Genomic DNA, 26,140 nt, shown 5'->3' on the forward strand with positions numbered 1-26,140 from the left:
TTCGCCTGACGCCGGGAGCTGCCAGATGACCGAGGCCGATCTTTCCGCCCTTTACCGCCGTTATATCGCCTGCCTGAACGACCGGGATTGGCAAAGCCTGGGGACTTTCGTCCATGAAGAGGTCCAGCACAATGGACGGAAATTCGGGCTGTCCGGCTATCGTGAGATGTTGGAGGCGGATGTCCGCGCAATCCCCGATCTGACGTTCAACATTGATCTTCTGGTCTCGCAGCCTCCCCATGTCGCGAGCCGCCTGCTGTTCGACTGCACCCCGAAAGGCCTTCTGTTCGATCTTCCCGTCAACGGCCGGAGGGTTCGGTTCAGCGAGAACGTCTTCTACCGGTTTCGTGACGGCCGCATCGACAGCGTATGGTCGGTCATCGACAAGGCGGCCGTCGCATCCCAGCTCTAGCGGGCTGCGGAGTTTCCGGAGGGCGGCGCCATCGACCCGACCTGTGGTCCCCCCACGCATCCCAGCAATGCCCCACCATTTCGTGTGACCTTTTGCGACCGCCCTTGACGTCCGCATCCCTTTGCCCACATAAGCCCATACGAAACATTCGGTCCCAGCCGTCCGACGGCCGCCGCACGGCGCCTCCGGCAGGGTTCCTTCCCAACCCGAGATCCGCATCGACGAGCGATGCACGCCCGTCCGGCAGCGTCGAATGCCGGCCTAAGTGAGACGTACGACAGAGGCATGACGTTTGATTCAAAGCGGCGCCGGATGGCGCCGAACAACCGCGCACGCAACCGCAACCCGCGTCCGCGTGATGACTTCGACGGCTCCCGCCCTCCGGCCACTCCGGTCCATGGCGGCGGCCCCACCGGCCCGGTTCCGGGCAAGGACGAGATCCTGTTCCTTCCGCTGGGCGGCTGTTCCCGCATCGGCATGAACATGGCGCTTTACGGCCATGCCGGCAAATGGCTGATCGTCGATGCCGGCGTCGCCTTCGTCGGCGACGAGATGCCCGGCATCGACAGCCTGATGGCCGATCCCGCCTTCATCGAAGAGCGGATGCAGGACGTCGTCGGGCTGGTGGTGACCCACGCGCACGAGGACCATATCGGCGCGATCCACCATCTGTGGCCGCGCCTGCGCTGCCCGATCTATGCCAGCCCCTTCGCCTCCCACATCATCCGGGACCGGCTGAAGGAAAAGGGCGCCCACCGCGCCGCCAAGGTGCAGACCTTCGAGATCGGCGACACGCTGACCATCGGTCCCTTCCGGATCGAGACCATCGCCGTCACCCATTCGATCCCCGAACCGATGTCGCTGGCGATCCGCACGGCGGCCGGCACGGTCCTGCACACCGGCGACTGGAAGTTCGATCCCAACCCGCTGGTCGGCCGCAGCACCGATTTCGCAGCCCTCAAGCGTCTGGGCGACGAAGGTCTGCTCGCCATGATGTGCGACAGCACCAACGCCGACGTGCCCGGCTCGACGGGATCGGAGGCCGACGCCCGCGCCGGCCTGATCGGCGCCTTCGCCAACCGCTCGGGCGCCATCGCGGTGACCGGCTTCGCCTCCAACGTCGCCCGCATGACCGCGGTGGCGGAAGCGGCGGCAGCGGTCGGGCGCAAGGTCGTTCTGGTCGGCCGCTCCATGCTGCGCATGGAAAAGGCGGCGCAGGCCTGCGGCTACCTCGACCATGTGCCGGACTTCATGGATGTCCGCGAGGCGTCCTGGACACCGCGCGACAACCTCGTGTTCCTGTGCACCGGCAGCCAGGGCGAGGAACGCGCCGCACTCAGCCGTCTGGCCCGCAACGAGCACCGCGACCTGTGGCTGGAAGAGGGCGACACCGTCATCTTCTCCGCCCGCGCCATCCCCGGCAACGAGGAGGCGCTGGCCGAAATCCACGAGCATCTGCGCGGCATGGGCGTCGAGATCGTCACCCCGGCCGATGCGCCGGTCCATGTCTCCGGCCATCCGAAGCGCAACGACCTCGCCCGCATGTACGGGATGGTCCGCCCGCGCTTCGCCGTCCCGGTCCATGGCACCATCGAGCATATGGAAGCCCACGCCCGTCTCGCCCGCAGCTGCGGTGTCGAACGCGCGCTGGTTCCGGAGGATGGCGACATCCTGCGCATCGCCAAGGAAGGCACCCGCGTCATCGGCCGCATCGAGCCGAAGCGCCTCGCCAACACCGGGCGGGAGCTGATCGCCTGGGTTCCCGCCGAACTGCCGGCGGAAGAGACGCTCGTCGCGGCGGCCTGATTGCCGCGGAAGCGCTGAACGGACAAAAGCGAACGGGCCCTGTGGAACACTCCACAGGGCCCGTTCGCATTTCTATGACACCTGAACCGTCATTCGGCCGGGGTGGCGACCATCGGAACCTCGATGGCGCGGGCCTGGAGCAGTTCCTTCCACTTGCGGAAGGCGGCGATCAGGATGATGAAGCCCAGCACCAGCATGATGATCGAGATGCCGGCGTTGAAGGGGTTGTAGCCCTTGGCGGCCTTGTTCAGATAGACGTTGGCGATCATCCAGTAGCCGGCGACGTTCACCGTGACGAACAGGTAGGCCAGCGGGACCAGGCAGGTCAGCATGTAGATCCGCTTCTGGGCCAGCCGCAGGATGATGGTGGCACCGATGATCAGGCCGACCGAGGCCATCAGCTGGTTCGACACGCCGAACAGGGCCCAGACCGAGTTGATGTCGCCCGACGTCAGCAGATACCCCCAGGCCACGCAGGCGATGACGCTGGCGATGATCGAACCGGGGACCCAGTCCAACCGCTTCATCGGGGCATAGACGTCGCCCAGCAGGTCCTGGATCAGGTAACGGGCGACGCGGGTGCCGCTGTCCACGGCGGTCAGGATGAACACCGCCTCGAACATCACGACGAACTGGAAGAAGTAGGAGGCGAGGCTGTTGAACCACGGCACGCGGGTGAAGATTTCGGTCATGCCGACCGCGAGCGTCACCGCACCGCCGGTCCGGCCGTAGAGGTCGAGGCCGATGTCCTGGCTCAGCCGCGGCAGGTCCACCACGCTCATGCCCAGGGCCTTGAAGGCGGCCGGAGCGGAGTTGATGGCGAAGTAATCGGCCGGGTGCAGAGCGGTGGCGGCGATCAGCGCCATGACGCCGACCAGGCATTCCGCCAGCATGCCGCCGAAGGCCACCGGACGGATGTCGCTCCACTTGTCGATCAGCTTGGGCGTGGTGCCCGACCCGATGAAGGCATGGAAGCCGGAGATGGCGCCGCAGGCGATGGTGATTGAGATGAAGGGCCAGACCGGGCCGTTCAGCACCGGGCCGCCGCCATGGATGAAGTCGGTCAGGGCGGGGAAGCGGATTTCCGGGTTGATGAAGACAACGCCGACGACCAGCGCGCCGAACACGCCGACCTTCATGAAGCTGGACAGGTAGCCGCGCGGGGTCAGCAGCAGCCACACCGGCAGGGCGGTGGCGAAGAAGGCGTAGATGGGCAGGATGACGGCGACCGTTTCGGCATGCAGCGTCAGCCACTCGCCCAGCAGCGTGCCCTGGATGTAGGGGCCGGCGAAGACCGAGGCGGCGATGGCGGCGATGCCGACCTGGGTGGCGCCCTTGGACGAGCCGGTGACCTTCTCGTACAGGCCGAGCGCGATGGCGATGGGGATCGTCATGAACACCGCGAAGGCGCCCCAGGCGTTGCGTTCCAGCGCATGGACGACGACCATCGACAGGCCGGCCATGGTGATGGTGATGATGAACAGCATCGCCAGACCGGTGCACCAGCCGGCCACCGGGCCGAGTTCGGCCTTGGCGACTTCGGACAGCGACTGTCCCTTGTGCTTCATCGAGGCGAACAGCACGACGGTGTCATGCACCGCGCCGCCGATGACGCAGCCGATCAGCAGCCACAGGAAGCTCGGCAGATAGCCGAACTGGGCGGCCAGCACCGGACCGACCAGCGGGCCGGCGGCGGCGATGGCGGCGAAATGCTGGCCGGCATTCACCCATTTCTTGGTGGGCACATAGTTCTTGCCGTCCGCCAGGATGTGGGACGGGGTGACTTCCGAATCGTCGGCACGGAGAACCTTGCGCACGAAGAACACGCCGTAGAAGCGGTAGCAGAGCGCAAGAATGCAGAGTGTCGCGATCACAAATGTTAGGGCGTGATCCATGACGGCTCTCCTGAAAGGGATATGCCGCCGGTGTAATCCCGCCGCGAAGTGCCGTGTGGTGGAATGCCGCGAGCGGCAGCCGGGACGTGCCGAGCGGCAGCCGGCAGGGGGCGAGCGGCGGCGCCCGAATGTCCCGCCGGCTGCCGCCCCGCTTATGCTCACTTGCCGCCGGTGACGTCCAGGAAGGTGCCGGTGATGAAGGAGGCTTCGGGGCCAGCCAGCCACAGGATCGCCCGCGCGACCTCCTCGGGCTGGCCGCCCCGTCCCATCGGGATCGAGTCCTTGACGCGGTCCACCCGCCCCGGCTCCCCGCCGCTGGCATGCATGTCGGTGTAGATGTGGCCGGGGCGGATACAGTTGACGCGGATGCCGTCGCGCGCGACCTCCTTGGAGAAGCCGATGGTGAAGGTCTCCAAGGCACCCTTGGAGGCGGCATAGTCGACATACTCGTTCGGGCTGCCGAGCCGGGCCGATGCCGACGAGATGTTGACGATCGCGCCGCCCCGCCCGTTGTGGCGATGCGACATGCGCTTGGCCGCCTGCTGCGCGCAGAGGATCGGGCCGATGGCGTTGACGGCGAAGATGCGCTGCATCCGCTCGAAGCCGAGATCCTCGGTCCGGCACTGCCGCGCCAGCACCGCGGCGTTGTTGACCAGAACGTCGATCCGGCCGAACTCGCGGTCGATTGCCTCGAACAGTGCGGCGACCTGCGCCGGTTCGGCACTGTCGGCGCGCACCGCCAAGGCCCGGCGCCCCAGGGCTTCGACATCCGCCACCACGGCATGGGCAGCGGCCTCGTCGGAAACGAAGCTGATCGCGACATCGTAGCCCTGGGCAGCGGCGAGCCTCGCGGTCGCAGCCCCCATGCCACGCCCGCCACCCGTTATCAGGATCAGCGGCGCCTGGGAAACTGTGGTCATCGAAAGGTTCTCCTTATGGCGGTGGAGCGGTCAGGCGGAACGCGGCAGGCCGGACTCGCCATGCGGTGCCGCGGCGGAAGCGTTCAGATACGGCCTCAGCATCAGGACGAGCGGAACGATCAGGGCGGCGGTCGCCGCCGAGGCCAGCACGCCGGTCGTCTGGCTGCTGTGGTCGGCGATGGCGCCGTAGAGGATCGGGGCAAGCCCGCCGGAGCCGATGACGCTGGTGTAGAAGACCGCGAAGGCCCGGCCGGTGTCGCCGTTGGACAGCTCCGGCACGGTGCCGTAGAGCACCGAGGAGGTGCCGTTGAGCACGATGCCGAGCAGCGGCAGCAGGATGAGGGTCGGCGTCAGCGAGGTGAGCAGAGTCGCCGCGATCAGCACGGCCGTGGCGGCTTCGGTCGCCATGACGCTGCCGACCACCCCCAGCCGCTCCCCGAGCAGGCTGCATGTCGCCTTTCCCAGAGCGCCGCCGATGAACAGCAGGGCCAGCGCCAGCCCGACCGTCGCCGAATCCCCGCCCTGGCCATGGATGAGGAAGGGCAGGAAGAGCAGATAGCCCATGCGGGTGGCGGTATCGAGCGCGCCGATCGCCGTCAGGATGCCGAAGCCGCCACGGCCGCGGCCCGCCGCCGCCGTCTTGGCGGCCCGGACGATGGGGGTCGCCGGCAACAGCGGCAGCAGGGCGGCCGACAGGACGATCCCGATGGCCGCCATCAGCCCCAGCACCGGCTGCCAGCCGACGGTCGGCAGCAGCACCGCGACCAGCGCCGGCAGTGCCGCCTTCCCGAGATCGCCTGAGAAGTTGTAGATGCCGAGCGGATGGCGCGATGCAGCGCCGTAGCTGACGGTGACGAGCATCGAGCCGCAGGGGTGCTGGATGCTCGATCCGATGCCAGCCAGGACAAGGCCGACGCACAGGCCCGGCAGGCCGAACGGCAACGCCATGATCAGCAGGCCCGCCGCCGCCAGGATGGTCGACAGGATCAGCGACGCCCGCGGCGACAGACCACGAAGAGCGCGGTCGGCCGGGATTTGCAGTCCTCCCATCGTTCCGGAATAAAGGGCGCGGATGACGGCAAGCATCGCATAGGACAGGCCGAACTGCGCCTGCCACACCGGCAGGAAGACATAGAGGGCGTCGGTGTACCCGTCATGCACCGCATGGGCAAGACACGCACCCGTCAGGCTTTTCTTCTTCTCCGTCCACCACTGTCTCGGATTCATCTTCATTGGCTTTCCCGGCGGCGCCACAGCCATTGCCCGGCTGATCTGAATGGGCAGGCAGGGTATACCCGTGATGTTTCATCGACTAGTATGGTTTGAATCACGGATAGCGTTCGTTTTCCTCACGGGTTTGCCCCAAAGGATCGCTCATGCGCCGCCTTCCTCCCCTGAACGCCCTGCGCATCTTCGAGGTCGCGGCCCGGACCGGCAGCTATGCCGAGGCCGGGGCCGAACTCGGCCTCACCCACGGTGCGGTGAGCCGGCAGATCGCCGCGCTGGAAAGCTGGCTCGGGCAGAGGCTGTTCACCAGGGAGGGGCGCCGCATGGTGGCGACGCCGATGGCGCGGATCTTCGCGTCCGAGGTCGGGCTGTCCTTCGACCGGCTGGCCGTCGCGGCGGAAGCCTGCGGCCGGCCCGATGCCCGCCGCATCCTGCGGGTCAGCGCCCCGACCAGCTTCGCCATGCGCTGGCTGATCCCGCGGCTCGGCCGCTACCACGCCGGCCATCCGCAGGTCGAGGTGGCGGTCACGACGGTTTCGACCGTGCTGGAGGAATTGCGCGGCGGCGTCGACGTGGCGATCCGGCGCGGCGTGGCAAGGGAGCATGTGTGGCCCCAGCACCGCGTCGTTCCGGTGCTGGACGATGTGGACACGCTGATCATGAGCCCGGCGCTGTTCGCGCAACGGCCGATCCGCAAGCCCGCCGACATCGAGGGCCACACGCTGCTGGCAAGCGAAACCCGTCCGGGCGATTGGACCGGCTGGCTCGATGCGGCGGGGCTCCAGCATCTGGCCGGGCATCCCCGCCAGATCTTCGATCACTTCTTCGTCACCCGTCAGGCGGTGGAGGACGGGCTCGGCATCGGGATCGGCCCACTGCCGATGCTGGACATCGACATCGCCAATGGACGGCTGATGACGCCGCTGCCCGACATCCGTGTTCCGAGGACGGGGTACGTGGCGCTGGTTCCACCCCAGGCCGATGCGGGGAAACTGGTCGCCGGCTTCGTCGACTGGCTGGTCGGAGAGGCGCAGGGACCGGTGTGACGGGCCGGACAGGGCTAGCGCATTTGGAATCGAAATTTCCATGCAAGGCACGTCCGTCATCCCCGCGAAGGCGGATGAGCGCTGACTTTCAGGATCCTGCCCATTCCCAACGGGCCAGCACCTCTTTCGGCGTCATCCCCGCGTAGGCGAGGATCCAGGCTTATCCATTGGTTCTGCTCGGAAAACACTGGATCCCCGCCTCCGCGGGGATGACGGTCGATAAGGGACGTGCTTGGCTTCGACGGATCAATTGTCCAAAGAAAATCGCCTGCACAATCCGGGTCGGCGGCATGGCCCCAAAACCGCTCGAGCCCCCGATTGCGCCGCTCGCGCCGCCAGGGCGCCGCTCGCCGGAAAGCGGCCCGGCGCTTGCCGCAACGGCGCTAGGGTGGGACGTCCCACAACGCCGCGCCGGCTTTCGCCAGAGATCTCCGATGACCGACACCTGCCCCCGCACCCCCCTGCGCAAGGCGCTTGCCAACCTGCGCCGCCTGTTCAACGACGACAGCTACGACCGCTACCGCGAGGCCCAGGCCCGCCTCGCCCCGGACGAGCCGCCGCTCGATCCCCGCTCCTTCAAGGCACGGCAGATCCTGATGACGCTGGGACGCGGCTGCTGCGGACGTTAGCCTGCTCCCCCGCACCGGGGCCGGGGCTGGGGCCGTGACCGGCCTCGGGGTTCAGTCCGGGCAGCCGCGCCCGGCTGCCGCTGCGCTCCGAATAGGCGCGGGTCAGTTCCGCCCCGAACAGGAAGATGACCGCGGAATAATAGACCCACAGCAGGATCAGCACGAAGGAGCCGGCCGCGCCATAGACCGTCACCACGCCGCTGGTGGCGATGTAGAAGCCGATCATGAACTTGCCCACCGCGAACAGGAAGGCATTCACCGCCGCCCCCAGCCAGACGTCGGCCCAGCGGATGTAGGTGTCGGGCAGGATGCGGTAGATCAGGGCGAACAGGCCGGTCAGCACCGTCCAGGACACTAGCACGTCGAACAGCCACAGCAGCGAGGGCATCGCCGGCAGATAGGCCGAGGCCCAGCGGCCGGCCGCCGCCAGACCGGCGCTGACCACCAGCGAGACGATCAGCAGGAAGCCGATGGCGCCGATCAGCGCCAGCGCCTTCAGCCGCACCCGCACCAGCCAGGTGATGGTCGATTCCTGGGGTGCCGCCACCCGCCAGATGCGGTTCAGCCCGGCCTGAAGCTCGACGAAGACCGTGGTGGCGCCGACCAGGATGGTGCCGATGCCGATGAGGCTGGCGACGATGCCGGTCTCCTTGGCGCCGGCCCGCGCGATCAGGTCCTGCAGGGTCTGGCCGGCATCGTGCCCGACCAGCGCCGTCAGCTGATCGACCAGCGCGCCGCGCGCCGCCTCGTCGCCGAACACCAGCCCGGCCAGCGCGATCACCAGGATCGCCAGCGGCGCCAGCGAGAAGATGGTGTAGAAGGCGATGGAGGCCGCCATGCTCATCGCGTCGTCGTTCATCCAGCCATAGGCCGCATCGACGACGATCGCCCATCCCCTTCGCACCCTGCCCATCGCCCCCTCCCGTCCCGCACAGTCTCCCCCCGGTAACACCGGCAGCGGCCATTCGGTCATGGCCGGAGGCTCAAGGCGCCCGTTTCATCGCGGCCTACCCGCCCCACGGCTCCCCATGATAGGAAGGAAGAGTCAGCGGCGAGCGGCCGTTGAACAGGTGAACAGCAGGCCGAAACCTGTTTCATGCTGTTCCAAACGTTCCATCCGAAGCCAGGACAGGAGACCCGCCCGGTGTCGCAGAAGGTGATCGGCCTGATCGGGGGCATGAGCTGGGAAAGCTCCGCCGAGTATTACCGCATCGTCAACGAGGGCGTCCGCGACCGGCTGGGCGGGCTGCGCTCGGCCCGCTGCCTGATGTGGTCCTTCGACTTTGCGGAGGTCGAGGCGTTGCAGCATGCCGGCCGCTGGGACGACGCCACCGCCCTGATGATCGACGCCGCCCGCCGGCTGGAACGCGGCGGCGCCGACTTCCTGCTGATCTGCACCAACACCATGCACCGCATGGCCGCCGAGGTGCAGGCCGCCGTCGCCATCCCGCTGCTGCACATCGCCGACCCCACGGCCGAGCGCATCCGAGCATCCGGCCACCGCCGCGTCGGGCTGCTCGGCACCGCCTTCACCATGGAGCAGGACTTTTACAAGGGCCGGCTGGCCGACCGCCACGGGCTGGAGGTTCTGATCCCCGACGAGGCCGACCGCGCCACCGTCCACCGCATCATCTACGAGGAGCTGGTCCAGGGCCGGGTCGAGGCGGCCTCCCGCCAGGCCTACCGCGAGGTGATCGCCCGGCTGGTCGAGCGCGGCGCGGAGGCGGTCATCCTCGGCTGCACCGAGATCATGCTGCTGGTGAAGCCGGAGGACAGCGCCGTCCCGCTGTTCGACACCACCGCCATCCATGCCGACGCGGCGGTGGATCTCGCCATCGCCGGCTTCACCCCATCCCCAGCCGCTCCTTGAGCGCACCCAGGAAGCGCCTGCTGACCGGAACCGCATGGCCGCCGGTGGTCTGGATTTCCGCCAGCCCGCCATCGACAAAGCGGATTTCCCGGATGCGGTCCGGATTGACCAGATGCTGGCGGTGGCAGCGGAACAGCGGGCTCTTCTCCTGGATGGTGTGGAGCGTCAGCTCGGTGAAGCGCTCCTGCCCGTCCTCCCCCACCACATAGACGCCGGCAGGGCGGGAGACGACATACTCGACGTCGGCCAGCTTCATCAGGGTGATGCGGTTGACCCCGGTGCAGGGGATGTGGCGCAGCTCCGCCGCCCCCGGCAGGACCGACAGCTCCTGCGGCGCATGCTGGCGGCGCAGCCGCTGCAGGGTCTTCGCCAGCCGCGCCGGATCGGCCGGCTTCAGCAGATAGTCGAAGGCGTGCTCCTCGAAGGCCTGGACGGCATATTCGTCGTGCGCGGTCAGGAAGACGATGCGCGGCATCCGCTCGGGATCGAGCATGCTCAGCATCTCCAGCCCGCTGACCCGCGGCATCTGGATGTCGAGGAAGACCACGTCGGGCGCCTGCCGGTTGATGGCGCCGATGGCCTCGATGGCATTGGCGCATTCGCCGACGATGCCGATGTCGGCCGCCTCCTCCAGCAGGCGGCGCAGTTCCTCCCGCGCCAGCGGCTCGTCATCGACGATCAGGACAGTCATGGCAGCGGGCATTGCGGAGGCCGTCATGCGGGCACGGTTTCCTCAAGGGGCAGGCGCAGGGTGACACGTGTGAAGGCATCGGGTTCGCAGGCGACCGAGACGCCGTACGCCTCACCGTAGCGGTTGCGGATGCGGCGGTCGACGATGGTCATTCCCAGCCCGTCGCCGCCCGGCTTCGCCTCGAAAAGCCCGGCATTGTCCTCCACCGCCAGCAGCAGGTCGCCGCCCTCCCGCCGCGCCGCGATGCGCACCCGGCCGTCGCCGAGAAGCTGCGCCGTGCCGTGCTTGATCGCGTTCTCCACCAGCGGCTGGAGCGAGAAGGCCGGCAGCCGGGCGTGGCGCAGATCGTCCGGCACCTCGATCTCCACCGCCAGCCGTCCGGTGAAGCGGGCCAGCTCGATCTGGAGATAGGCGCTGACATGCTCGACCTCGTCGGCCAGCGTCGCCATCTGGCTGGGGCGCTTCAGGTTCTTGCGGAAGAAGGTCGACAGGTTCTGCACCAGTTGCCGCGCCCGCTCCGGATCGTTGCGGATGACGGCGGAGATGGTGTTGAGCGCATTGAACAGGAAATGCGGGTTCACCTGCGCATGCAGCAGCTTGATCTCCGACTGCGCCAGCAGCGCCTTCTGCTGCTCGTAGCGGCCGGCCAGGATCTGGTTGGACAGCAGGCGGGCCACGCCCTCGCCCAGCGTGCGGTTGATGGTGGAGAAGATCTTGGTCTTCGGCTCATACAGCTTGATGGTGCCAATCACCCCGCCATCCTCCCCCACCAGCGGGATCACCAGCGCCGCCCCCAGCCGGCAGGCCGGGCTGATCGAGCAGCGATAGGCCACCTCGTTGCCGTCGGCATAGATGACCTGGTTGCTGGCGATGGCCTGATGGGTCTGCGGTGAGCTGATCGGCGTGCCCGGCAGATGGTGGTCGTCGCCCATGCCGATGAAGGCCAGCAGCTTTTCCCGGTCGGTGATGGCGACGGCACCGACGCCGGTCTCCTCATAGATGATGCGGGCGACGCGGGTGCTGTTCTCGCTGTTGAAGCCGCCGCGCAGCACGCCGTCGCAGCGCGCGGCGATCTTCAGCGCCTTGGCGGAAAAGGCGCTGGACTGCTTCTCATCCAGCACCCGGCGCTCCAGCAGGATGCGCATGAACAGCGCCGCCCCCAGGGTGTTGGCGACGATCATCGGGGCCGCCACCACCTCCACCAGATGCATCGCCGCCTCAAACGGCCGGGCGACCGCCAGGATGATCAGCATCTGCACCACCTCCGCCACGAAAGTGACGGCGCCGACGCGCAGCGGGTTGAACAGCGGCTCGATCCGGCCCTGGCGCACCATGTGGCGGTGGACCAGCCCGCCGATCAGCCCCTCCGCCATGGTGGAGATGGCGCAGGCCAGCGCCGACATGCCGCCCAGCGAATAGCGGTGCAGCCCGCCGGTCAGCCCGACCGCCAGCCCCACCGACGGCCCGCCGAAGATGCCGCCCAGCACCGCCCCGATGGCGCGGGTGTTGGCGATGCTGTCGTCGATGTGCAGGCCGAAATAGGTGCCCATGATGCAGAAGATCGAGAAGATCACGTAGCAGGCCAGCTTGTGCGGCCAGCGCACCGTCACATGGGTCAAGGGCAGGAACAGCGGCGTGCGGCTCAGCAGATAGGCGATCACCAGATAGACGCACATCTGCTGAAGCAGCGAGAGGACCAGGGTGAAGGGTTCGACAGGCATGGCGGTTTTCCCGGCAGCGGCCGCAGGAGGAGGCTCCTTTGGCGTGGGGCGGCCTTATCCGCGCCATCCTACACCGGCGGGGCGTCCCCGCCGATGGGACATCCTTGCATCCCTACCCCCGCCGCGGGCATTCACCGCCGCCGCGGAGCCGGGTGCAGCAGGGCCAGTTCCGGGGTCACCGACTGCCGCATCGCCGCGTCCCAGTCGCTCATGGTGACGAAGCGCAGGCCCCGCCTCTCCCCTTCCTCCAGGATCGCCGGCAGCGCCGCGACGGTCGCCGCCTTGGTGCTGTGCATCAGCACGACGGCACCGGGCGCCAGCCGCTCGACGATGCGGTGGCGGATGATGTCGGGACCGGTGTCCTTCCAGTCCTGGCTGTCAGCGGTCCACAGCACCGTCGCCATGCCGTGCCGGCGCGCCAGTGCGGCCAGCGCATCGTCCACATCGCCATAGGGCGGCCGGAACCATGTCGCCGTCACCCCGACCGACGCCAGCGCCTTTTCCGCCTGCGCCAGGTTCCACTCGCGCTCGGCCGGCTTCAGGTCGGTGGTCATCGGATGGGTCTGGGTGTGGCTGCCGACCTCGTTGCCGGAGGTGGCGACCATCCTGGCGATGTCGTGATGCTCCGGAATCTTGGTGCCGATGTAGAAGAAGGTCGCCTTCGCCCCATGCGCCCGCAGGATGTCGAGGATGTGCGGGTCATGCCCGTCCGGCCCGTCGTCGATGGTCAGCGCCACCACCCGGGCCGATGGCAGTGTCAGATCGACCTGGGCGAGGTCGAGGTCCGATCCGGGGATCAGATGCTGGGTCACGAAGGGGGCCGCCCCATGGGTAGCGGCATAGCTGCGCTGGCCGGACATGGCCGAGGCAGGCAGGCACAGCAGGGCTGCCGCCAGCCCGAACGGCAGGACGGCACGGCGGAACAGGGTCATCATCGCGGTGGCACTTGGGAAAAGGTCGGAGCCGGCCCCTTCCTTCGAAAGGGGTAGGGCCGGCGGAAGACCTGAGCTTTGCGCCCACCCACCGCGATGGACAAGCGATTTCTTGGGGACTTGCGGGGGGAGAGACCGACCGGTCCCCACCCCCGCACAGCCGCCGTTACAGCTTGGCCCGCAGGGTCAGCAGCACGGTGCGCGGCTCGCCATAGATGTTGCCCGACTGCACGTTGTTGATGCGCTGGTAATAGGTGCGGTCGAACAGGTTCTTGACGTTCACCGCCGCCGTCACCTTCTCGGTCACGTCATAGGCGACGCGGGCGTCCACCGTCGCATAGCCGCCCTGGGTCAGGCGGGCGCCACCCAGCGACGGGAACTCGTTGTACATCGAGGTCTGGGCGGTGACGCCGCCGCCGACGCTCAGCCGGTCGTCGATGCTCTCGGGCAAGCGGTAGTTGGTCCACAGCTTGAACTGGTGCATCGGCGCGATGGCGGTGAAGGCGCTGCCGGAGTTGGCGCTGCTGTCCAGGCTCTTGGCGCGGGTGAAGGTGTAGCCGGCGTAGGCGTCCCAACCCGGCAGGATCTCGCCGGAGACGTCCAGCTCGAAGCCGCGGCTCTGCGCCTTGCCGCCGGAGATGTAGATCGACTGGTTGGGATAGCGCGGATCGGCCTGCGGCCGGTTCTCCTCCTCGATGTGGAAGACTGAGGCGGTGGCGTGCAGGCGTCCGCCGAAGTAGTCGGCCTTGACGCCGGCCTCGTACTGCCGGCCCTTCAACGGCTCCAGCACCTTGCCCGACGCATCGACGAAGGATTGCGGCTGGTACATCTGTGTCACGCTGGTGTAGAGCGCGTAGGTGGAGTTCACCTCATAGACGAGGCCGGCATAGGGCGTGACCTTGCCGCGGACGGACGCGCTGCTCTCCGCGGTGCCGGCCAGCGCGTCGGCATCGACCTTGGTCTGCCACCAGTTCATCCGCCCGCCGACGATCAGCTTCAGCGGATCGGCCAGCTTCAGGCGCAGGACGCCGTAGGTGCCCCAGCTGTCGGTGGTGGTCTTGGTGTCCCGCTGCCAGTTGCGCCAGGCCGGCTCGGGGGCCGAGGCGTTGGGGGCGAAGATGTTCTGCGTCACCGACCAGCTGCCGACCGGGTTGGCCGCGCGGTGGCGGAAGGTCCAGCGTTCGTAATTGGCGCCGACCGCCGCCTCGTGGGTCTGGCCGAACAGCCCGAAATTGCCGCTGGCCGACAGGTCGGCGCCGATCTGGTCCTGGTCGTAGCGGAGTTTCTGGGCGTAGAGCGTCGTCCGGTTCACCCCGGGCGTGACCGGGGAGTAGGCATAGGCCATCTTCCGGTCCATCTCATTGTCGATATAATGGGTGGCGAGCTTCACCGCCCATCCATTGTCGAACCGGTGCTCCAGATCGGCGAAGCCGCCCTTGGTGGTGAAGATGTCGCGGTTCCATTCCTCGCCCAGCGAGGTCGAGCGGTCGACGTCGAGCAGCCGGAACTGCGGCTGTCCGTTCACCACCGTGGCATAGCCCGGCAGGTTCCAGGCACCCTTGTAGCTCATGCGCTGGTACCAGGCGCCGGCGGTCAGGGTGGTGTCGGGCGTCAGGTCGGCGGCGATGCTGCCATAGGCGACCGCCCGGTCCTGCTCGGTCCAGTCCTGGAAGCCGTTGCGGTCCTGATAGGCGCCGACGAAGCGTCCGCGCAGGCTGCCGGACTGGTTCAGCGGACCGGTGATGTCGCCTTCGCCGCGGTAGTTGGCATAGGAGCCGGCGGTCAGCTCGCCATAGCCTTCCAGCGTCTTCTTCGGCGTCTTGCGGACCAGATTGATGGCGCCGCCGGGGCCGCCCATGCCGTTCAGCAGCCCCGCCGGTCCCTTCAGCACCTCCACCCGCTCATACATCGCCAGATCGGGCGAGGCGAAGATGCGGCTGTCCAGCGTGGTCGGCACGCCGTCGAACTGCAGGTTCGTCATCTCGAAGCCGCGCGAATAGAATTGCAGGCGGTTGCCGTCGATCGGCTCCACCGTGACGCCCGGCGTCTGCTTCATCGCGTCTTCGAGCGTGATGAGCTTCTGCTCCTCGATGCGCTCGCGCGGCACCGTGGTGACGGTCTGCGGCACCTCGCGCGGGGCAAGCGGCAGCTTGGAGCCGATTGTGGTCGGCGGGTTGGCGTCGCGCTGGCGGTCGGCGCCGACGTCGATGGTCGGCAGGGTCATCGCCCCGGACGTCATCGCCCCGGACGACGTCGTCCCCGAGGCGGCGGCGTCTCCCGTGTTCTTCGTCGCCTGCGCCAAGGCCAGGGCCGGCAGCAGCAGGGCTGCCGCCGCAACCGACGCCAGCAGGCGGACGCGCCCCCTGTTCTGTCTCCCAAGGCGTCCGGGCTGCCCGTTAATCGTCATTCCGATGATCCCCCATTCGTCACTGTGCTGATGTCAATTCACGGATTTGTTGGCCGCGGCCCCAGCCGGTCCCCCCGGTCAGGGCCACGGCGATTTCCTGCGCGCGGATCGGCAGGATGGAGAGCAGGGTGTCGCTGAGGCCGTGCGTCGCCTCGCAGCAGCCCTGCAGATACAGGCCGGCGGTGCAGCCGGGGACAGTCGGCAGGCGATAGTCGCGCCCCACCTCCCCGCCGGTCAGCCAGGGTTCCATCGGTCGCAGAAGCTCTTCATGGATGCGGCGGCGGTAGCCGGTGGCGAGCACTACGGCGCCATAGCGCCGCTGCCGCAATTCCCCGCCATCCAGGCCGGCGAGGTCGAGCAGCAGGCCGCCCGCCGCGGCGTCGGCCCGCGCCGCCACCACCTCGTGGCGGGTCAGCAGGCCGTGGCGGTCGGTCGCCTCGACCTTCTGCTGGTAGAAGATGGCGTAGATGGCGTCGATCAGGTCGGGATCGACCACCGCGTAGTTGGTGTTGTGGAAGGCACGCAGCAGGTCGGCACGCTCGGCCGGGGGAAGGCCGTAGAGATAGCCGGTATAGTCGGCGTCGAAGACCTGATTGGCGAAGGGGCTGCTGTCGGCCGGGCGCATCGCCGGTCCGCGGGCGACGATGTCGACATCCACGCCGCGGGCATGCAGGTCGAGGAAGATTTCCGCCGCACTCTGGCCCAGCCCGACCACCGCGACCCGGCCGGCCCGCGCGAGTTCCCCGGCCGCGGCCAGATAATCGTTGGAATGGATGACCAGCGGTCCGCTCGACGCCTTGCCGGTGCCCTTGCGCACCAGCCCGTCGAAGACGTCCGGCACCAGCGGCGTCGCCCCGGCGCCGATCACCAGATTGCGGGCGAGCAGGCTGCGCTCGCGGCCCTCCGCATCGCGGGCGCGGATGCGGACATGCGGCACGGCATCGCCGACCCGCACCGGCTCGACGGCGACCACGTCCATCCCATAGTCGCACAGCCCGTCGAAGTCCGACGCCACCCAGGACAGGTAGTCGTTGAACTCGCGCCGGCTGGGATAGAAGGTCCGCAGATTGATGAAGTCCTGCAAGCGCCCCTGACGGTGCAGGTAGTTGAGGAAGCTGTAGCGGCTGGTCGGGTCGCGCAGCGACACCAGATCCTTCAGGAAGGAGATCTGCATCCGGCTGCCGTCCAGCAGCATGTTGCCGTGCCAGACGAAGCGGTCGCGCTTCTCCAGGAAGCGTACGGCAAGCCCGGCATCCGCCTCGCGCAGCGCCACCGCCAGTGCGAGGTTCGACGGGCCGAACCCGACGCCGGCAAGATCCAGAACCCGGCCGTTGTCGCCGATCAGCGAAGGGATGCCGTGCATCGCTCAGGCCCCCTGCTTACCGGTGACCGGATCGGCACGCGGCACCCACAGCCGGTCGGCGAAGTAGCGCTCGCGCAGCAGCATCACCAGCATCGCCCGCTTGTGGGGGAAGTCGAACTCCTTGACCTTGGCGAAGCCGGAGCGGTCGAGGTTGCGGATCTGCTGGTGATGGTCGGCGCGCGGCTCGCCGACGATGCGCTGGGTGCGGGAATCGTCGAGGAACATGAAATGCACCAGCGACGGCAGCCAGGCGCTGACATAGGCGCGCCCGCGCACATGCTCCTCGCCGATCAGCACATGCCAGCCGCGGTCGTGATCCTGCGCGTCGTAGAAGGCGCCGATCCGGTTCTCCTTGGCCCAATAGACCTCGAAATAGCCGAAGGGCACGCCGTCCAGGCTGGCGATCAGCGGCATGGTGTGGGGGTCGGACAGCTGCGCCTCCAGATAGGCGCGGTGCTTGGCGAGATCGCCCTCCTCCTGCCAGAAGACGGCGACGCGCGGGTCGTTCTGCCAGCGGTGGAAGCGCTCCAGATCCTCGCCGATGTCGGCGACGCGGAAGGACAGCGTCTGCTCCAGCCACGGGATGTGGCGGGCATAGAGCAGGCCCTTCGGCTTCGGCGGCCGGCGCGGGTGGTAGCGCCCGTTCGACACCATATGCGTCTGCGGAAACCCGCCGGACCCCGCCCCCAGCAGCCACAGGTCCGGGCGCTGGAACAGCATGCCGGCCGACGCCAGCAGCCTGCCGCCGGCATCGTCGTCCGCGATACCGTCCAGCCGCAGCGCCTCGGCCAGATCGTCCGGCGCCATCAGCCGCAGGGTGGCCGGATCGTCGGCGCGGACGAAGGCGGCCTCCAGCGCCGCGAGGGCGGCCAGACGGCAGGCTTCGCCCTCCGCCGCGGTCTGCAGCAGGGCCAGTTCGGCGGACGGCCCCTCGCCGGTCAGGCGCCAGCGCTGCTGCACCGCGCCGTCCAGCCGCACGGTCAATTCCGCGCCGTCCCACTGAGAATAAAAAGGACGGCCCAACGCGCGGCAGGGGGACGCGCAGGAGTACGGGGCGCCGCCGGATGCGGCCATATCGGCAGCCAGGGTATCGGAAAGGGCGGTCATCGCAGGCGCCTCCTCATGTCCGACCGCGGCGGGCGCGGCGGAAAAGCGTTCGGGAAAGGGGTCGGGCTTTTCGGGATTGGGCTTTTCGGGGTCATTGCGCCGCCTGCACCGGTTGGGCCGGTGTCTCGCTCCAGGGCGTCAGCACCCCGGCGTCGCAACGCAGCACCCGGTCGGCGAGGTGGAAGAAACGGTCGTCATGGCTGACGGCGACGATGGTCCGGCCGCCGCGTTTCAGTTCCGGCAGCAGTTCCTCGTAGAAGAAGCGGCGGAACACCGGGTCCTGGTCGGCCGCCCATTCATCGAGCAGCAGGATCGGCCGCTCCTCCACCACCGCCGCCAGCAGGGCGAGGCGCTTGCGCTGCCCCTGCGACAGCCGGATGTCGGACAGCCGGTCGCCGTCCAGCGTCACCTTGCGGTCCAGCCGCAGCCGGCGCAGGAAGGCCTGGGCCAATTCCTCGTCCAGTTGCCCGCCGGGGCCGACCAGCCGGTCGAACAGGTGCGGGGTGGAGAAGACGGCGCTGACCTGCTCGCGGTGCCAGCCGCGCCGTTCCTCCGTCACCTCCAGCCCGGCCAGCCGGATGCTGCCGGAGGACGGGCGGCGCAGGCCGGCCAGCAGGGTCAGCAGGGTGGACTTGCCGCCGCCGTTGCCGCCGACGATGAACAGCGTCTCCCCCGCCCGCACCGTCAGGTCGACGGGGCCGAGATGGAAGCCGGGCTCGTCGCCCTGGGCCGGATGGTCGTAGACGATTCCGGACAGGCTCAGCAGCGGGCCGTGGGTGGGCAGCGCTGCGGGCGCAGCCTGTTCCCCACCGAACTCCGCCCGGTGCGGCTCCAGCCGCAGCGCCTCGACCTTCGCCAGGGCGACCGAGCCGGACAGCAGGATCGGCAGCGTGCCGACCAGATCGTTCAGCGGCATGCGCAGGAACATCAGCACCAGCACGAAGCCGGCGGTGTGCGCCCGCGGCAGCCCCAGCCCCTCGCCCGCCGCGAAGATGCCGGCGATCAGCCCGAGGATGACCAGCGCCGTCCAGCTGAGGCTGAGCACCCAATAGCGGTCGGCGCGGGTTTCGGTGTCGCGGGCATGCTCCGCCGCCCCGGTCACGTCATGGCGGTGGAAGACGCGCTTGCGCGCCGTGTTCAGCGCCAGCTCGTTGCGACCCTCCACGGCGCCGCGATAACCGGCGAACAGGCGGTCGTCGGTCTCGCGCACCTCGATCATCAGCCGGCGCATCGCCGACACCCAGCCATAGGCCGCCGCCACCCCCAGCCCGACCGCGGCCGCGCTGAGCAGGAACAGCTGCCAGGACAGCCAGCCGAGATAGAGGAAGCCGCCCAGAACCAGCACGCCGTTGCTGAAGATGAAGGGCAGCCGGTTGAAGGCTTGGCCCACCGCGGCGATGTCCTTGGTCAGCGTGGCGTAGAGCGCAGGCGCGCCGATGGCCTCCAGCCGCTCCACATCGGTGTCGAGCAGGCGTTTCACCGTCGCGGTGCGCATCTCGCACACCACCCGGTGGCCGAGCGCCGTCAGCATCGCCTGTGCGGCGAAGCCGAAGCCGAACACTCCCGCCAGCAGCAGCGCGATCAGCGCCATGGTCGGCGCGTCGGGCGAGGCGGTGCCGGCAATCAGCCGGTTGACCAGGGCGATCACCGACAGCCCGGCGAGCGACCCGGCCGCCCCCAGCGCCAGCGCCAGCGGCAGGCGCCAGCGGAAACGGCGCAGCAGTGGGATCAGCAGCATCATGGCGCACCCGCCTGTCCGGCATTGTCCTTTTCAACGTCGGCAAGCAGACCGGCCATGAAGGCGAGGTCGTCGGCCTCGTCGCGCACGCCCTGCGCGTCGATCAGCGCCGCCATGGCGCGCAGTGTCGGTGCGCGGAACAGATCGGCCAGCGGCAGGTCGTGGCCGAACCCGCTGCGGATGCGGGTCTGCAACCGCACAAGCCGCAGCGAATGGCCGCCCAGCCGGAAGAAGTCGTCGGTGGCGCCCAGAGTGAGGCCGGGCCCGCGGCGCTCCAGCACCTCGTCCCACAGCACAGCCAACCGGATTTCGGTGTCGGTCGCCGGCGGTTCGAAGCCGGTGGACCGCGCGGGCGCGTCCGGGGTCGGCAGCGCCTTGCGGTCGACCTTGCCGTTGGCGTTCAGCGGCAGCCGGTCCAGCACGACGCAGACCGACGGCAGCATGTAAGCTGGCAGCCGCGCCGCCAGATGGGCCTGCAGGTCGGCCGGCTCGCTGCCGTCCGCCGTCACCAGATAGGCGCAGAGCAGCGCCTCTCCGCCAGCCGGGACATGGGCGGTCACGACCGACTGGCGCACCTGCGGATGGCTGTCCAGGGCCGCCTCGACCTCGCCGGCCTCGATGCGGAAGCCGCGGATCTTCATCTGATGGTCGCGGCGGCTGAGAAACTCGATGGCGCCGTCGTTGCGCCGCCGGGCGCGGTCGCCGGTGCGGTAGAGACGGCTGCCAGCCCCGCAGCCCGGCGCCTCGTCGTCCGGGAAGGGATTGGGCAGGAAGCTCGCCGCGGTCAGGCCGGGCTGCCCGCCATAGCCGCGCGCCAGCCCGATCCCACCGATCCACAGATCGCCGACGACACCGGGCGGCACCGGCTCCAGCCGGCCGTCCAGGATGTGCAGGCGGTTGTTGGCGATGGCATGGCCGATGGGAATGGTGGCTTCAACGTCCGCCACGCCCTCCACCGGCCAAGCGGCGGACCAGACCGTCGTCTCGGTCGGACCGTAGACGTTCAGCAGCCGCACCCCGCGCTCCAGCAGGCGCCGCGCCAGCTCGGCGCCCAGCGCCTCGCCGCCGCAGAGCGCGCGCAAGCCGGTCCAGTGCGCCGCGGTGGCCTCCAGCAGCATCCGCCATGTGGCGGGCGTCGCCTGCATCGCGGTGACGCCGTGCCGCTCAATCAGCCCGGCCAGCGCCTGGGGATCGCGTGCCTCCTCCCGCGTCGCCAGCACCACGCGGGCGCCGGTCGCCAGCGGCAGGAACAGCTCCAGCCCGGCGATGTCGAAGCCCAGCGTCGTCACCGCCAGCAGCCGGTCGTCGGCCGTCAAACCGATCTGCTTCTGCATGGCATGGAGGAAGCTGGCGAAGGCCTGCCGGTCGATCTGCACGCCCTTCGGCACGCCGGTCGAGCCGGAGGTGTAGAGCGTGTAGGCAAGCTGGCGCGGATGCGCCGGCCGCCCGAGGTTGCCGTCCGGCAAAGCCTCGAACCCCACCGCGAACTCCTCCGGCGGCGCGTCGAGCGGCAGCACCGGGGCGGCATGGGCCAGGATATGGGCGTTGCGCGCCGCCGGCTGGTCGGGGTCGAGCGGCAGGTAAGCACCGCCCGCTTTCTGGATCGCCAGCAGCGAAACCACAAGATCGGCCCCGCGCGGCAGCGCCACCGCGACCAGCCGGTCCGGCCCGACGCCACGCTCCGCCAGCCAGCGCGCCAGCCGGTTGGCCCGCGCGTTCAGCGCGCCATAGGTCAGCGCGGCATTCCCGGCGACCAGCGCGACGCAGTCCGGCAGTTCGGCGGCCTTCCGCTCCACCATCGCCACCAGATCCTCCGCCGGGTTGAGCGGCAGGGCGGTGCGGTTCCAGCGCGTCACCTCATCCGCCCGCTCCGCCGCTGCCATCAGCGGCAAATCGGCCAGCAGCCTCTCCGGGTCAGCCATCATCCCGCCCAGCAGCGCCCGGAAGCCCACCGCCATCCGCTCCGCCGTCGCGGTGTCGAACAGGTCGGTGGCGTAATCCAGCGCGCAAACGACGCCTGCCTCCCCCACCGCCACATCGAGCGCGAGGTCGAGCTTCGCCGTGGTTTCCGGCACTGGAAGCGCCGTCACCGTCAGGCCGGGCAGGCGGACGACGGCCGGCGCCTCCATCCGCACATTCAGCAGGGTCTGGAACAGCGGCGTGCGGCTGCCGTCGCGCACCGGGTCCAGCCGCTCCAGCAGCCGTTCGACCGGAGCGGCTCCATCGTTCAGCGCCGCCAGCATCTCGCCGCGCAGCCGCCGGCACAGGGCGCGGCCGGTCAGGTCGGGAGCCAGCCGGGCGCGAAAGACCTGCGTCTCGACGAAGAATCCGACCAGCGGTTCCAGCGCCTCGTCGGCGCGGCCGGCATCGGGCACGCCGACGGCGAAATCGCCCTGACCCGACCAGCGGCCGAGCAGCGCCTGCCACGCCGCCAGCAGCGGCACGAAGGGCGTGCAGCCCTCCGCCCGCGAGAATGCCCGCAAGGCCGCCGCCATGTCGGCGGGAAGCGCGAACTCCAGCCGTGCCCCGCCGTTGCCGCGGACCGCCGGGCGCGGCCGGTCTGTCGGCAGTTCCATCGCCGGCACATCGGTGCCCAGCCGGGCGAGCGCCCGCTCCACCGCACGGTCGATCCGCGCCTGTGCCGCCGCGCCGCGCTGTTCCAGCGCATGGTCGGCATAGTGCAGGGCCAGCGGCGGCAGCAGCGTTGCCGGGTCGGCCTCCTCATCGGCCACCGCCGCGCCATAGGCGGCCAGCAGGTCGCGTGCCAGGATCGGGTTGGACGGGCCGTCCGACAGGATGTGGTGCATCGCCAGCAGCAGCACCGCGTCGCCACCGGCCAGCGTCAGCAGCGTGGCGCGCAGCGGCGGCCCGGCGGCAAGGTCGAAGGGCCGCTGCGTCTCCGCCCGGATCCGCCCGGCCAGCCCCGCCTCGTCCAGATCCCCCACCTCCCACTCCAGCCGAACCGCGGGCCGGGACAGCACCAGCTGCACCGGCCCGCCGTCCCGTTCCGCGAAGCGGGTGCGCAGGATGGAATGACGCCAGGCCAGCGCCTCCAGCGCCCGCTCCAGCGCCGCCGCCTCCAGGGCGCCGGCGAGACGGAAGGCGCGGGTCAGGTTGTAGGCGGCATCGCCCGGGTCGAGCCGGTGGAGCAGCCAGAGCCGTTCCTGCGCCAGCGACAGCGGCGCACTCCGCTCGACCTGATCGAGGCTAACGCGATTAAGACTTACTAGCATCTCAAGGCCCGCCTATTCCGCCGCCAGCCCGGTGGGCACGGTCGCCGATGCCCTGGCGCCGGATGCCCGCTCGGCCAGCGCCGCCCGCAAGGCGGTGCGGAAGCGGTCGGCGATCTCGTCCAACTCGGCGGCATCGACGATCAGCGGCGGCAGGAAGCGCACCACCGCGCCGTGGCGCCCACCCAGCTCCAGGATCACGCCGCGCTCCAGGCAATGGCGTTGCAGGGACCGGGCAAGCTCGCCGTCGGCCGGGCGGGCACCGGTCCGCGACGGCGGCCGGTGTTCGTCCACGATCTCGACGCCGATCATCAGGCCCGGCCCCCGCACGTCACCCAGGCAGGGATGGTCCGCCTGGATGGCCCGCAGATGGCCGCTCAGCCGCGCGCCCATGGCGGCGGCATGCTCGTCCAGCCGGTCGGCGCGGATGCGGCGCAGGGTGGCCGTGCCCGCCGCCATCGCCAGCTGGTTGCCGCGGAAGGTGCCGGCATGGGCGCCGGGCGCCCAGCAATCCAGTTCCGCGCGATAAATCACCACCGACAGCGGCAGGCTGCCGCCGATGGCCTTGGACAGCACCAGCACGTCCGGCTCGATGCCGGCATGCTCGAAGGCGAACAGCCGGCCGGTGCGGCCGAGCCCGGTCTGCACCTCGTCGATCACCAGCGGCACGCCATGGGCGCGAGTCAGCCGGCGCAGCCCCTGGAGCCAGCGCGCCGGGGCCGGCACCACGCCGCCCTCGCCCTGCACCACCTCCACCACCACCGCGGCGGGGGTGACGATCCCGGATTCCGGATCGCTCAGCAGCTGGTCGATCAGCGCCAGCCCGGCATCGACCCCGGCCTCGCCGCCCAGCCCGAAGGGGCAGCGGAAATCATAGGGATAGGGCAGCATGTGCGCGTCGCCGGTCCCGCCGCCCAACGGGCGTTTCGGTCCCAGATTGCCCATGATCGCCAGCGTGCCCTGGGTCATGCCGTGATAGCCGCCGGAGAAGCCGACGATTGTCCGCCGCCCGGTGGCGGTGCGCGCCAGCTTCATCGCCGCCTCGATCCCGTCGGCGCCGGTCGGGCCGCAGAACTGGATGCGGGCGTCGCGGGCGAAGGCCGGCGGCAGGGCCGCGAACAGCTCCTCGACAAAGGCGTCTTTCACCGGGGTGGTCAGGTCCAGCGTGTGCAGCGGCAGACCGCTGTCCAGCGTCGCCCGGATCGCCGCCACCACGTCCGGATGGTTGTGGCCCAGCGCCAGCGTCCCCGCCCCGGCAAGGCAGTCGATGAACAGCTGTCCCGCACTGTCGCGCAGATAGATGCCGCGCGCCTCGGTCAGGGCCAGCGGGATGCGCCGGGGATAGGAGCGCGCGTTCGATTCGCGCGCCTCCTGCCGGCGCAGCATCGGGTCGTCGCGCAGGCGGATCGGCGGCTGGCTGCGGAAGCCGTCCAGCCCGAAGGGCGCCGCAAGGGTCGCGGTCATGCCAAAAGCCTCCCTCAAGGGGAAAATGGGAACCGGGCGGCGCCCGTCAGGCGGCCTCGCCCAGCGCGCGGCGCAGGCTGAGCGGGCGCATGTCGGTCCACACCCGCTCAATGTGGGCGAGGCAGTCCTCCCTGGGGCCGCTGACGCCGACGGTACGCCAGCCGGCCGGCACCGGTTTGTGGTCGGGCCAGATCGAATACTGCTCCTCCTCGTTCACCACGACGTGGAATCGCGTGTCGGGGCTGTCCCAGCTCATGCCGAAGCTCCTTCTGGTGAGGACGCGGAAGGGATGATCGTTATCGGGGTAAGGACGCCTGGAAGATCGCGTCGTGCTTTCTTGCATAGTGAGATTGATTCTCATTTGCAAGATGATTCGCAGTAGGCTAACGTCCGGTCCGGATGAATGGTGACGGCGCCAATACCCGCGCAATGCGTGGTGTCTCTGCCGATCCCACCCTGCCGCGTGCTCAAGGAAGCGCCGGCACCCGCCGCGATTGCTGCCCACCCGCCGGCCGGAGGCAATGGCGTGCCCCAGTATGCGAACGATTCTTACTCGCAGTAAAGACGTTTCTGCCGCCTTGCCAGCAATCGGACCCGAAATCGGGCCCGCAATCGGACGGAACCATCGACCAATGGACCAGCGCCTTTCCGACCCCCGAACGGCCCCGCAAGCCCCCTCCCGGAGCGACAGCCTGACCTTGCGCCCGCTGCTTCCCGGCGGCGACCTGCCGCTGCTGGCGATGCCGGCGGACGGCCCGCTGGCGCCGGGGGGATGGCGCGATCTGCTGCCGGACATCCGGGCGGTGGTTGAGGCCCGGCTGCCGCAGGCCGGCGGGCTGCTGTTCCGCGGCTTCGGCATCCATGGCGACGCCGCATTCCGCAGCTTCGTCGAGAGTTTCGGAAAGCCGCTGCTGGACTATGATTTCGGTTCCACCCCGCGCTCCGCGGTGGACAAGGGAGTCTACACCTCCACCGAATATCCGGCCCACCAGTCGATCCCGCTGCACAACGAGCAGGCCTACACCCTGCAATGGCCGCAGACGATCTGGTTCCACTGCGTCACCGCAGCCGCGACCGGCGGGGCGACGCCGATTGCCGACAGCCGCGAGGTCTTCCGCCGGATCGATCCCGCCGTCCGCGCCCGCTTCGCCGAGCGGCAGCTGATGTATGTGCGCAACTACGGCAACGGGCTGGACCTGCCCTGGCAGCGCGCCTTCAACACCGACGACCCGGTGGCGGTGGAGCGCTTCTGCCGCGCCAACGCCATCGCCTGGGAATGGACCGAGGACGGCGAGTTGCGCACCCGCCAGATCTGTCAGGCCGTCGCCCGCCACCCGGCGACGGGGGAGGAGGTGTGGTTCAACCAGGCCCACCTGTTCCACGTCTCCAACCTGCCGCCCGCCGTGCGCGACAGCCTGCTGGCGGTGGTGGAGGACGAAACCGAACTTCCCCGCCACGTCTTCCACGGCGACGGCACACCCATCGCCGATGCCGACCTCGACCATATCCGCACCGTCCTGGACGGCTGCACCCGCAGTTTCCCCTGGCAGGAAGGGGACGTGATGATGCTGGACAACATGCTGGCCGCCCACGGGCGCGATCCCTTCACCGGGGCCCGCAAGGTGATCGTCGCGATGGCCGACCCGGTGCGCTCCCCCGATCTCCCGGCCGCGTGAGGGTCA

At 69.3% G+C, this 26,140-nt stretch carries 20 protein-coding genes; 6 read left to right on the forward strand and 14 right to left on the reverse strand.

Features of this window, described 5'->3' with window-relative positions; genetic code table 11:
* The first annotated feature begins 25 nt into the window (after positions 1-25).
* The gene (locus GBZ48_RS11820; protein WP_174471224.1) at positions 26-412 is read left to right on the forward strand and encodes an ester cyclase; all 387 of its coding nucleotides are present in this window, start codon (positions 26-28) and stop codon (positions 410-412) included.
* Positions 413-697: 285 nt separating this feature from the next.
* A complete protein-coding gene (locus GBZ48_RS11825; RefSeq protein WP_246307144.1) occupies positions 698-2,218 on the forward strand; it encodes a ribonuclease J in 1,521 nt (506 codons plus the stop codon).
* Between the two features lie 89 nt (positions 2,219-2,307).
* On the opposite strand, the gene GBZ48_RS11830 is transcribed toward GBZ48_RS11825, so the two are convergent.
* The 3 genes from GBZ48_RS11830 to GBZ48_RS11840 all read right to left on the reverse strand — a co-directional run bounded on the left by GBZ48_RS11830 (position 2,308) and on the right by GBZ48_RS11840 (position 6,260).
* Positions 2,308-4,113, reverse strand: coding sequence for a carbon starvation CstA family protein (locus tag GBZ48_RS11830; RefSeq protein WP_174471225.1), 1,806 nt, complete (start codon positions 4,111-4,113; stop codon positions 2,308-2,310).
* A 158-nt stretch (positions 4,114-4,271) separates the two neighbouring features.
* On the reverse strand, positions 4,272-5,033 hold the full coding sequence (locus GBZ48_RS11835) for an SDR family oxidoreductase (protein WP_174471226.1): 762 nt from the start codon (positions 5,031-5,033) through the stop codon (positions 4,272-4,274).
* 30 nt (positions 5,034-5,063) lie between these two features.
* Positions 5,064-6,260 (reverse strand): MFS transporter, encoded by a 1,197-nt coding sequence (locus tag GBZ48_RS11840; RefSeq protein ID WP_209798363.1) that lies wholly within the window; start codon positions 6,258-6,260, stop codon positions 5,064-5,066.
* A 149-nt stretch (positions 6,261-6,409) separates the two neighbouring features.
* Here GBZ48_RS11840 and GBZ48_RS11845 point away from each other — a divergent pair, with 149 nt between their 5' ends.
* Both GBZ48_RS11845 and GBZ48_RS11850 read left to right on the forward strand, forming a co-directional pair.
* Positions 6,410-7,306, forward strand: coding sequence for a LysR substrate-binding domain-containing protein (locus GBZ48_RS11845; RefSeq protein ID WP_174471228.1), 897 nt, complete (start codon positions 6,410-6,412; stop codon positions 7,304-7,306).
* A 434-nt stretch (positions 7,307-7,740) separates the two neighbouring features.
* The gene (locus GBZ48_RS11850; RefSeq protein ID WP_109446591.1) at positions 7,741-7,935 is read left to right on the forward strand and encodes a YbdD/YjiX family protein; all 195 of its coding nucleotides are present in this window, start codon (positions 7,741-7,743) and stop codon (positions 7,933-7,935) included.
* On the opposite strand, the gene GBZ48_RS11855 is transcribed toward GBZ48_RS11850, so the two are convergent.
* Complete coding sequence (locus tag GBZ48_RS11855) at positions 7,883-8,848, reverse strand: YihY/virulence factor BrkB family protein (RefSeq protein ID WP_174471229.1); 966 nt, start codon at positions 8,846-8,848, stop codon at positions 7,883-7,885. The genes GBZ48_RS11850 and GBZ48_RS11855 overlap by 53 nt on opposite strands.
* A gap of 183 nt (positions 8,849-9,031) precedes the next feature.
* Here GBZ48_RS11855 and GBZ48_RS11860 point away from each other — a divergent pair, with 183 nt between their 5' ends.
* Complete coding sequence (locus tag GBZ48_RS11860; RefSeq protein WP_174471230.1) at positions 9,032-9,805, forward strand: aspartate/glutamate racemase family protein; 774 nt, start codon at positions 9,032-9,034, stop codon at positions 9,803-9,805.
* On the opposite strand, the gene btsR is transcribed toward GBZ48_RS11860, so the two are convergent.
* The 10 genes from btsR to GBZ48_RS11910 form a co-directional block, all read right to left on the reverse strand.
* On the reverse strand, positions 9,780-10,496 hold the full coding sequence (gene btsR, locus GBZ48_RS11865; RefSeq protein ID WP_174471253.1) for a two-component system response regulator BtsR: 717 nt from the start codon (positions 10,494-10,496) through the stop codon (positions 9,780-9,782). The genes GBZ48_RS11860 and btsR overlap by 26 nt on opposite strands.
* Before the next feature lie 23 nt (positions 10,497-10,519).
* A complete protein-coding gene (locus tag GBZ48_RS11870; RefSeq protein ID WP_174471231.1) occupies positions 10,520-12,217 on the reverse strand; it encodes a sensor histidine kinase in 1,698 nt (565 codons plus the stop codon).
* A gap of 131 nt (positions 12,218-12,348) precedes the next feature.
* A complete protein-coding gene (locus tag GBZ48_RS11875) occupies positions 12,349-13,152 on the reverse strand; it encodes a polysaccharide deacetylase family protein (protein WP_174471232.1) in 804 nt (267 codons plus the stop codon).
* A 163-nt stretch (positions 13,153-13,315) separates the two neighbouring features.
* Positions 13,316-15,556: a TonB-dependent siderophore receptor gene (locus GBZ48_RS11880; protein ID WP_174471233.1), complete on the reverse strand. Its 2,241-nt coding sequence runs from the start codon at positions 15,554-15,556 to the stop codon at positions 13,316-13,318.
* Positions 15,557-15,575: 19 nt separating this feature from the next.
* Positions 15,576-16,919 carry a lysine N(6)-hydroxylase/L-ornithine N(5)-oxygenase family protein gene (locus GBZ48_RS11885; RefSeq protein ID WP_174471234.1) on the reverse strand — a complete coding sequence of 448 codons (1,344 nt, stop codon included), beginning with the start codon at positions 16,917-16,919 and terminating at the stop codon, positions 15,576-15,578.
* Between the two features lie 3 nt (positions 16,920-16,922).
* On the reverse strand, positions 16,923-18,026 hold the full coding sequence (locus GBZ48_RS36185) for a GNAT family N-acetyltransferase (RefSeq protein ID WP_246307145.1): 1,104 nt from the start codon (positions 18,024-18,026) through the stop codon (positions 16,923-16,925).
* Between the two features lie 91 nt (positions 18,027-18,117).
* Positions 18,118-19,767, reverse strand: a complete 1,650-nt coding sequence (locus GBZ48_RS11895) for a cyclic peptide export ABC transporter (RefSeq protein ID WP_174471235.1) — start codon at positions 19,765-19,767, stop codon at positions 18,118-18,120.
* Positions 19,764-22,997, reverse strand: a complete 3,234-nt coding sequence (locus GBZ48_RS11900; RefSeq protein ID WP_174471236.1) for a non-ribosomal peptide synthetase — start codon at positions 22,995-22,997, stop codon at positions 19,764-19,766. Before GBZ48_RS11900 ends, GBZ48_RS11895 begins: the two co-directional genes overlap by 4 nt.
* A 12-nt stretch (positions 22,998-23,009) precedes the next feature.
* Positions 23,010-24,458: a diaminobutyrate--2-oxoglutarate transaminase gene (locus GBZ48_RS11905; RefSeq protein ID WP_174471237.1), complete on the reverse strand. Its 1,449-nt coding sequence runs from the start codon at positions 24,456-24,458 to the stop codon at positions 23,010-23,012.
* Between the two features lie 46 nt (positions 24,459-24,504).
* Positions 24,505-24,714 carry an MbtH family protein gene (locus GBZ48_RS11910; RefSeq protein WP_174471238.1) on the reverse strand — a complete coding sequence of 70 codons (210 nt, stop codon included), beginning with the start codon at positions 24,712-24,714 and terminating at the stop codon, positions 24,505-24,507.
* 376 nt (positions 24,715-25,090) lie between these two features.
* Here GBZ48_RS11910 and GBZ48_RS11915 point away from each other — a divergent pair, with 376 nt between their 5' ends.
* A complete protein-coding gene (locus GBZ48_RS11915; RefSeq protein WP_174471239.1) occupies positions 25,091-26,134 on the forward strand; it encodes a TauD/TfdA family dioxygenase in 1,044 nt (347 codons plus the stop codon).
* Positions 26,135-26,140: the final 6 nt, after the last annotated feature.

The sequence above is a fragment of the Azospirillum melinis genome (assembly GCF_013340935.1).
In the GTDB taxonomy this organism is placed as follows: domain Bacteria; phylum Pseudomonadota; class Alphaproteobacteria; order Azospirillales; family Azospirillaceae; genus Azospirillum; species Azospirillum melinis.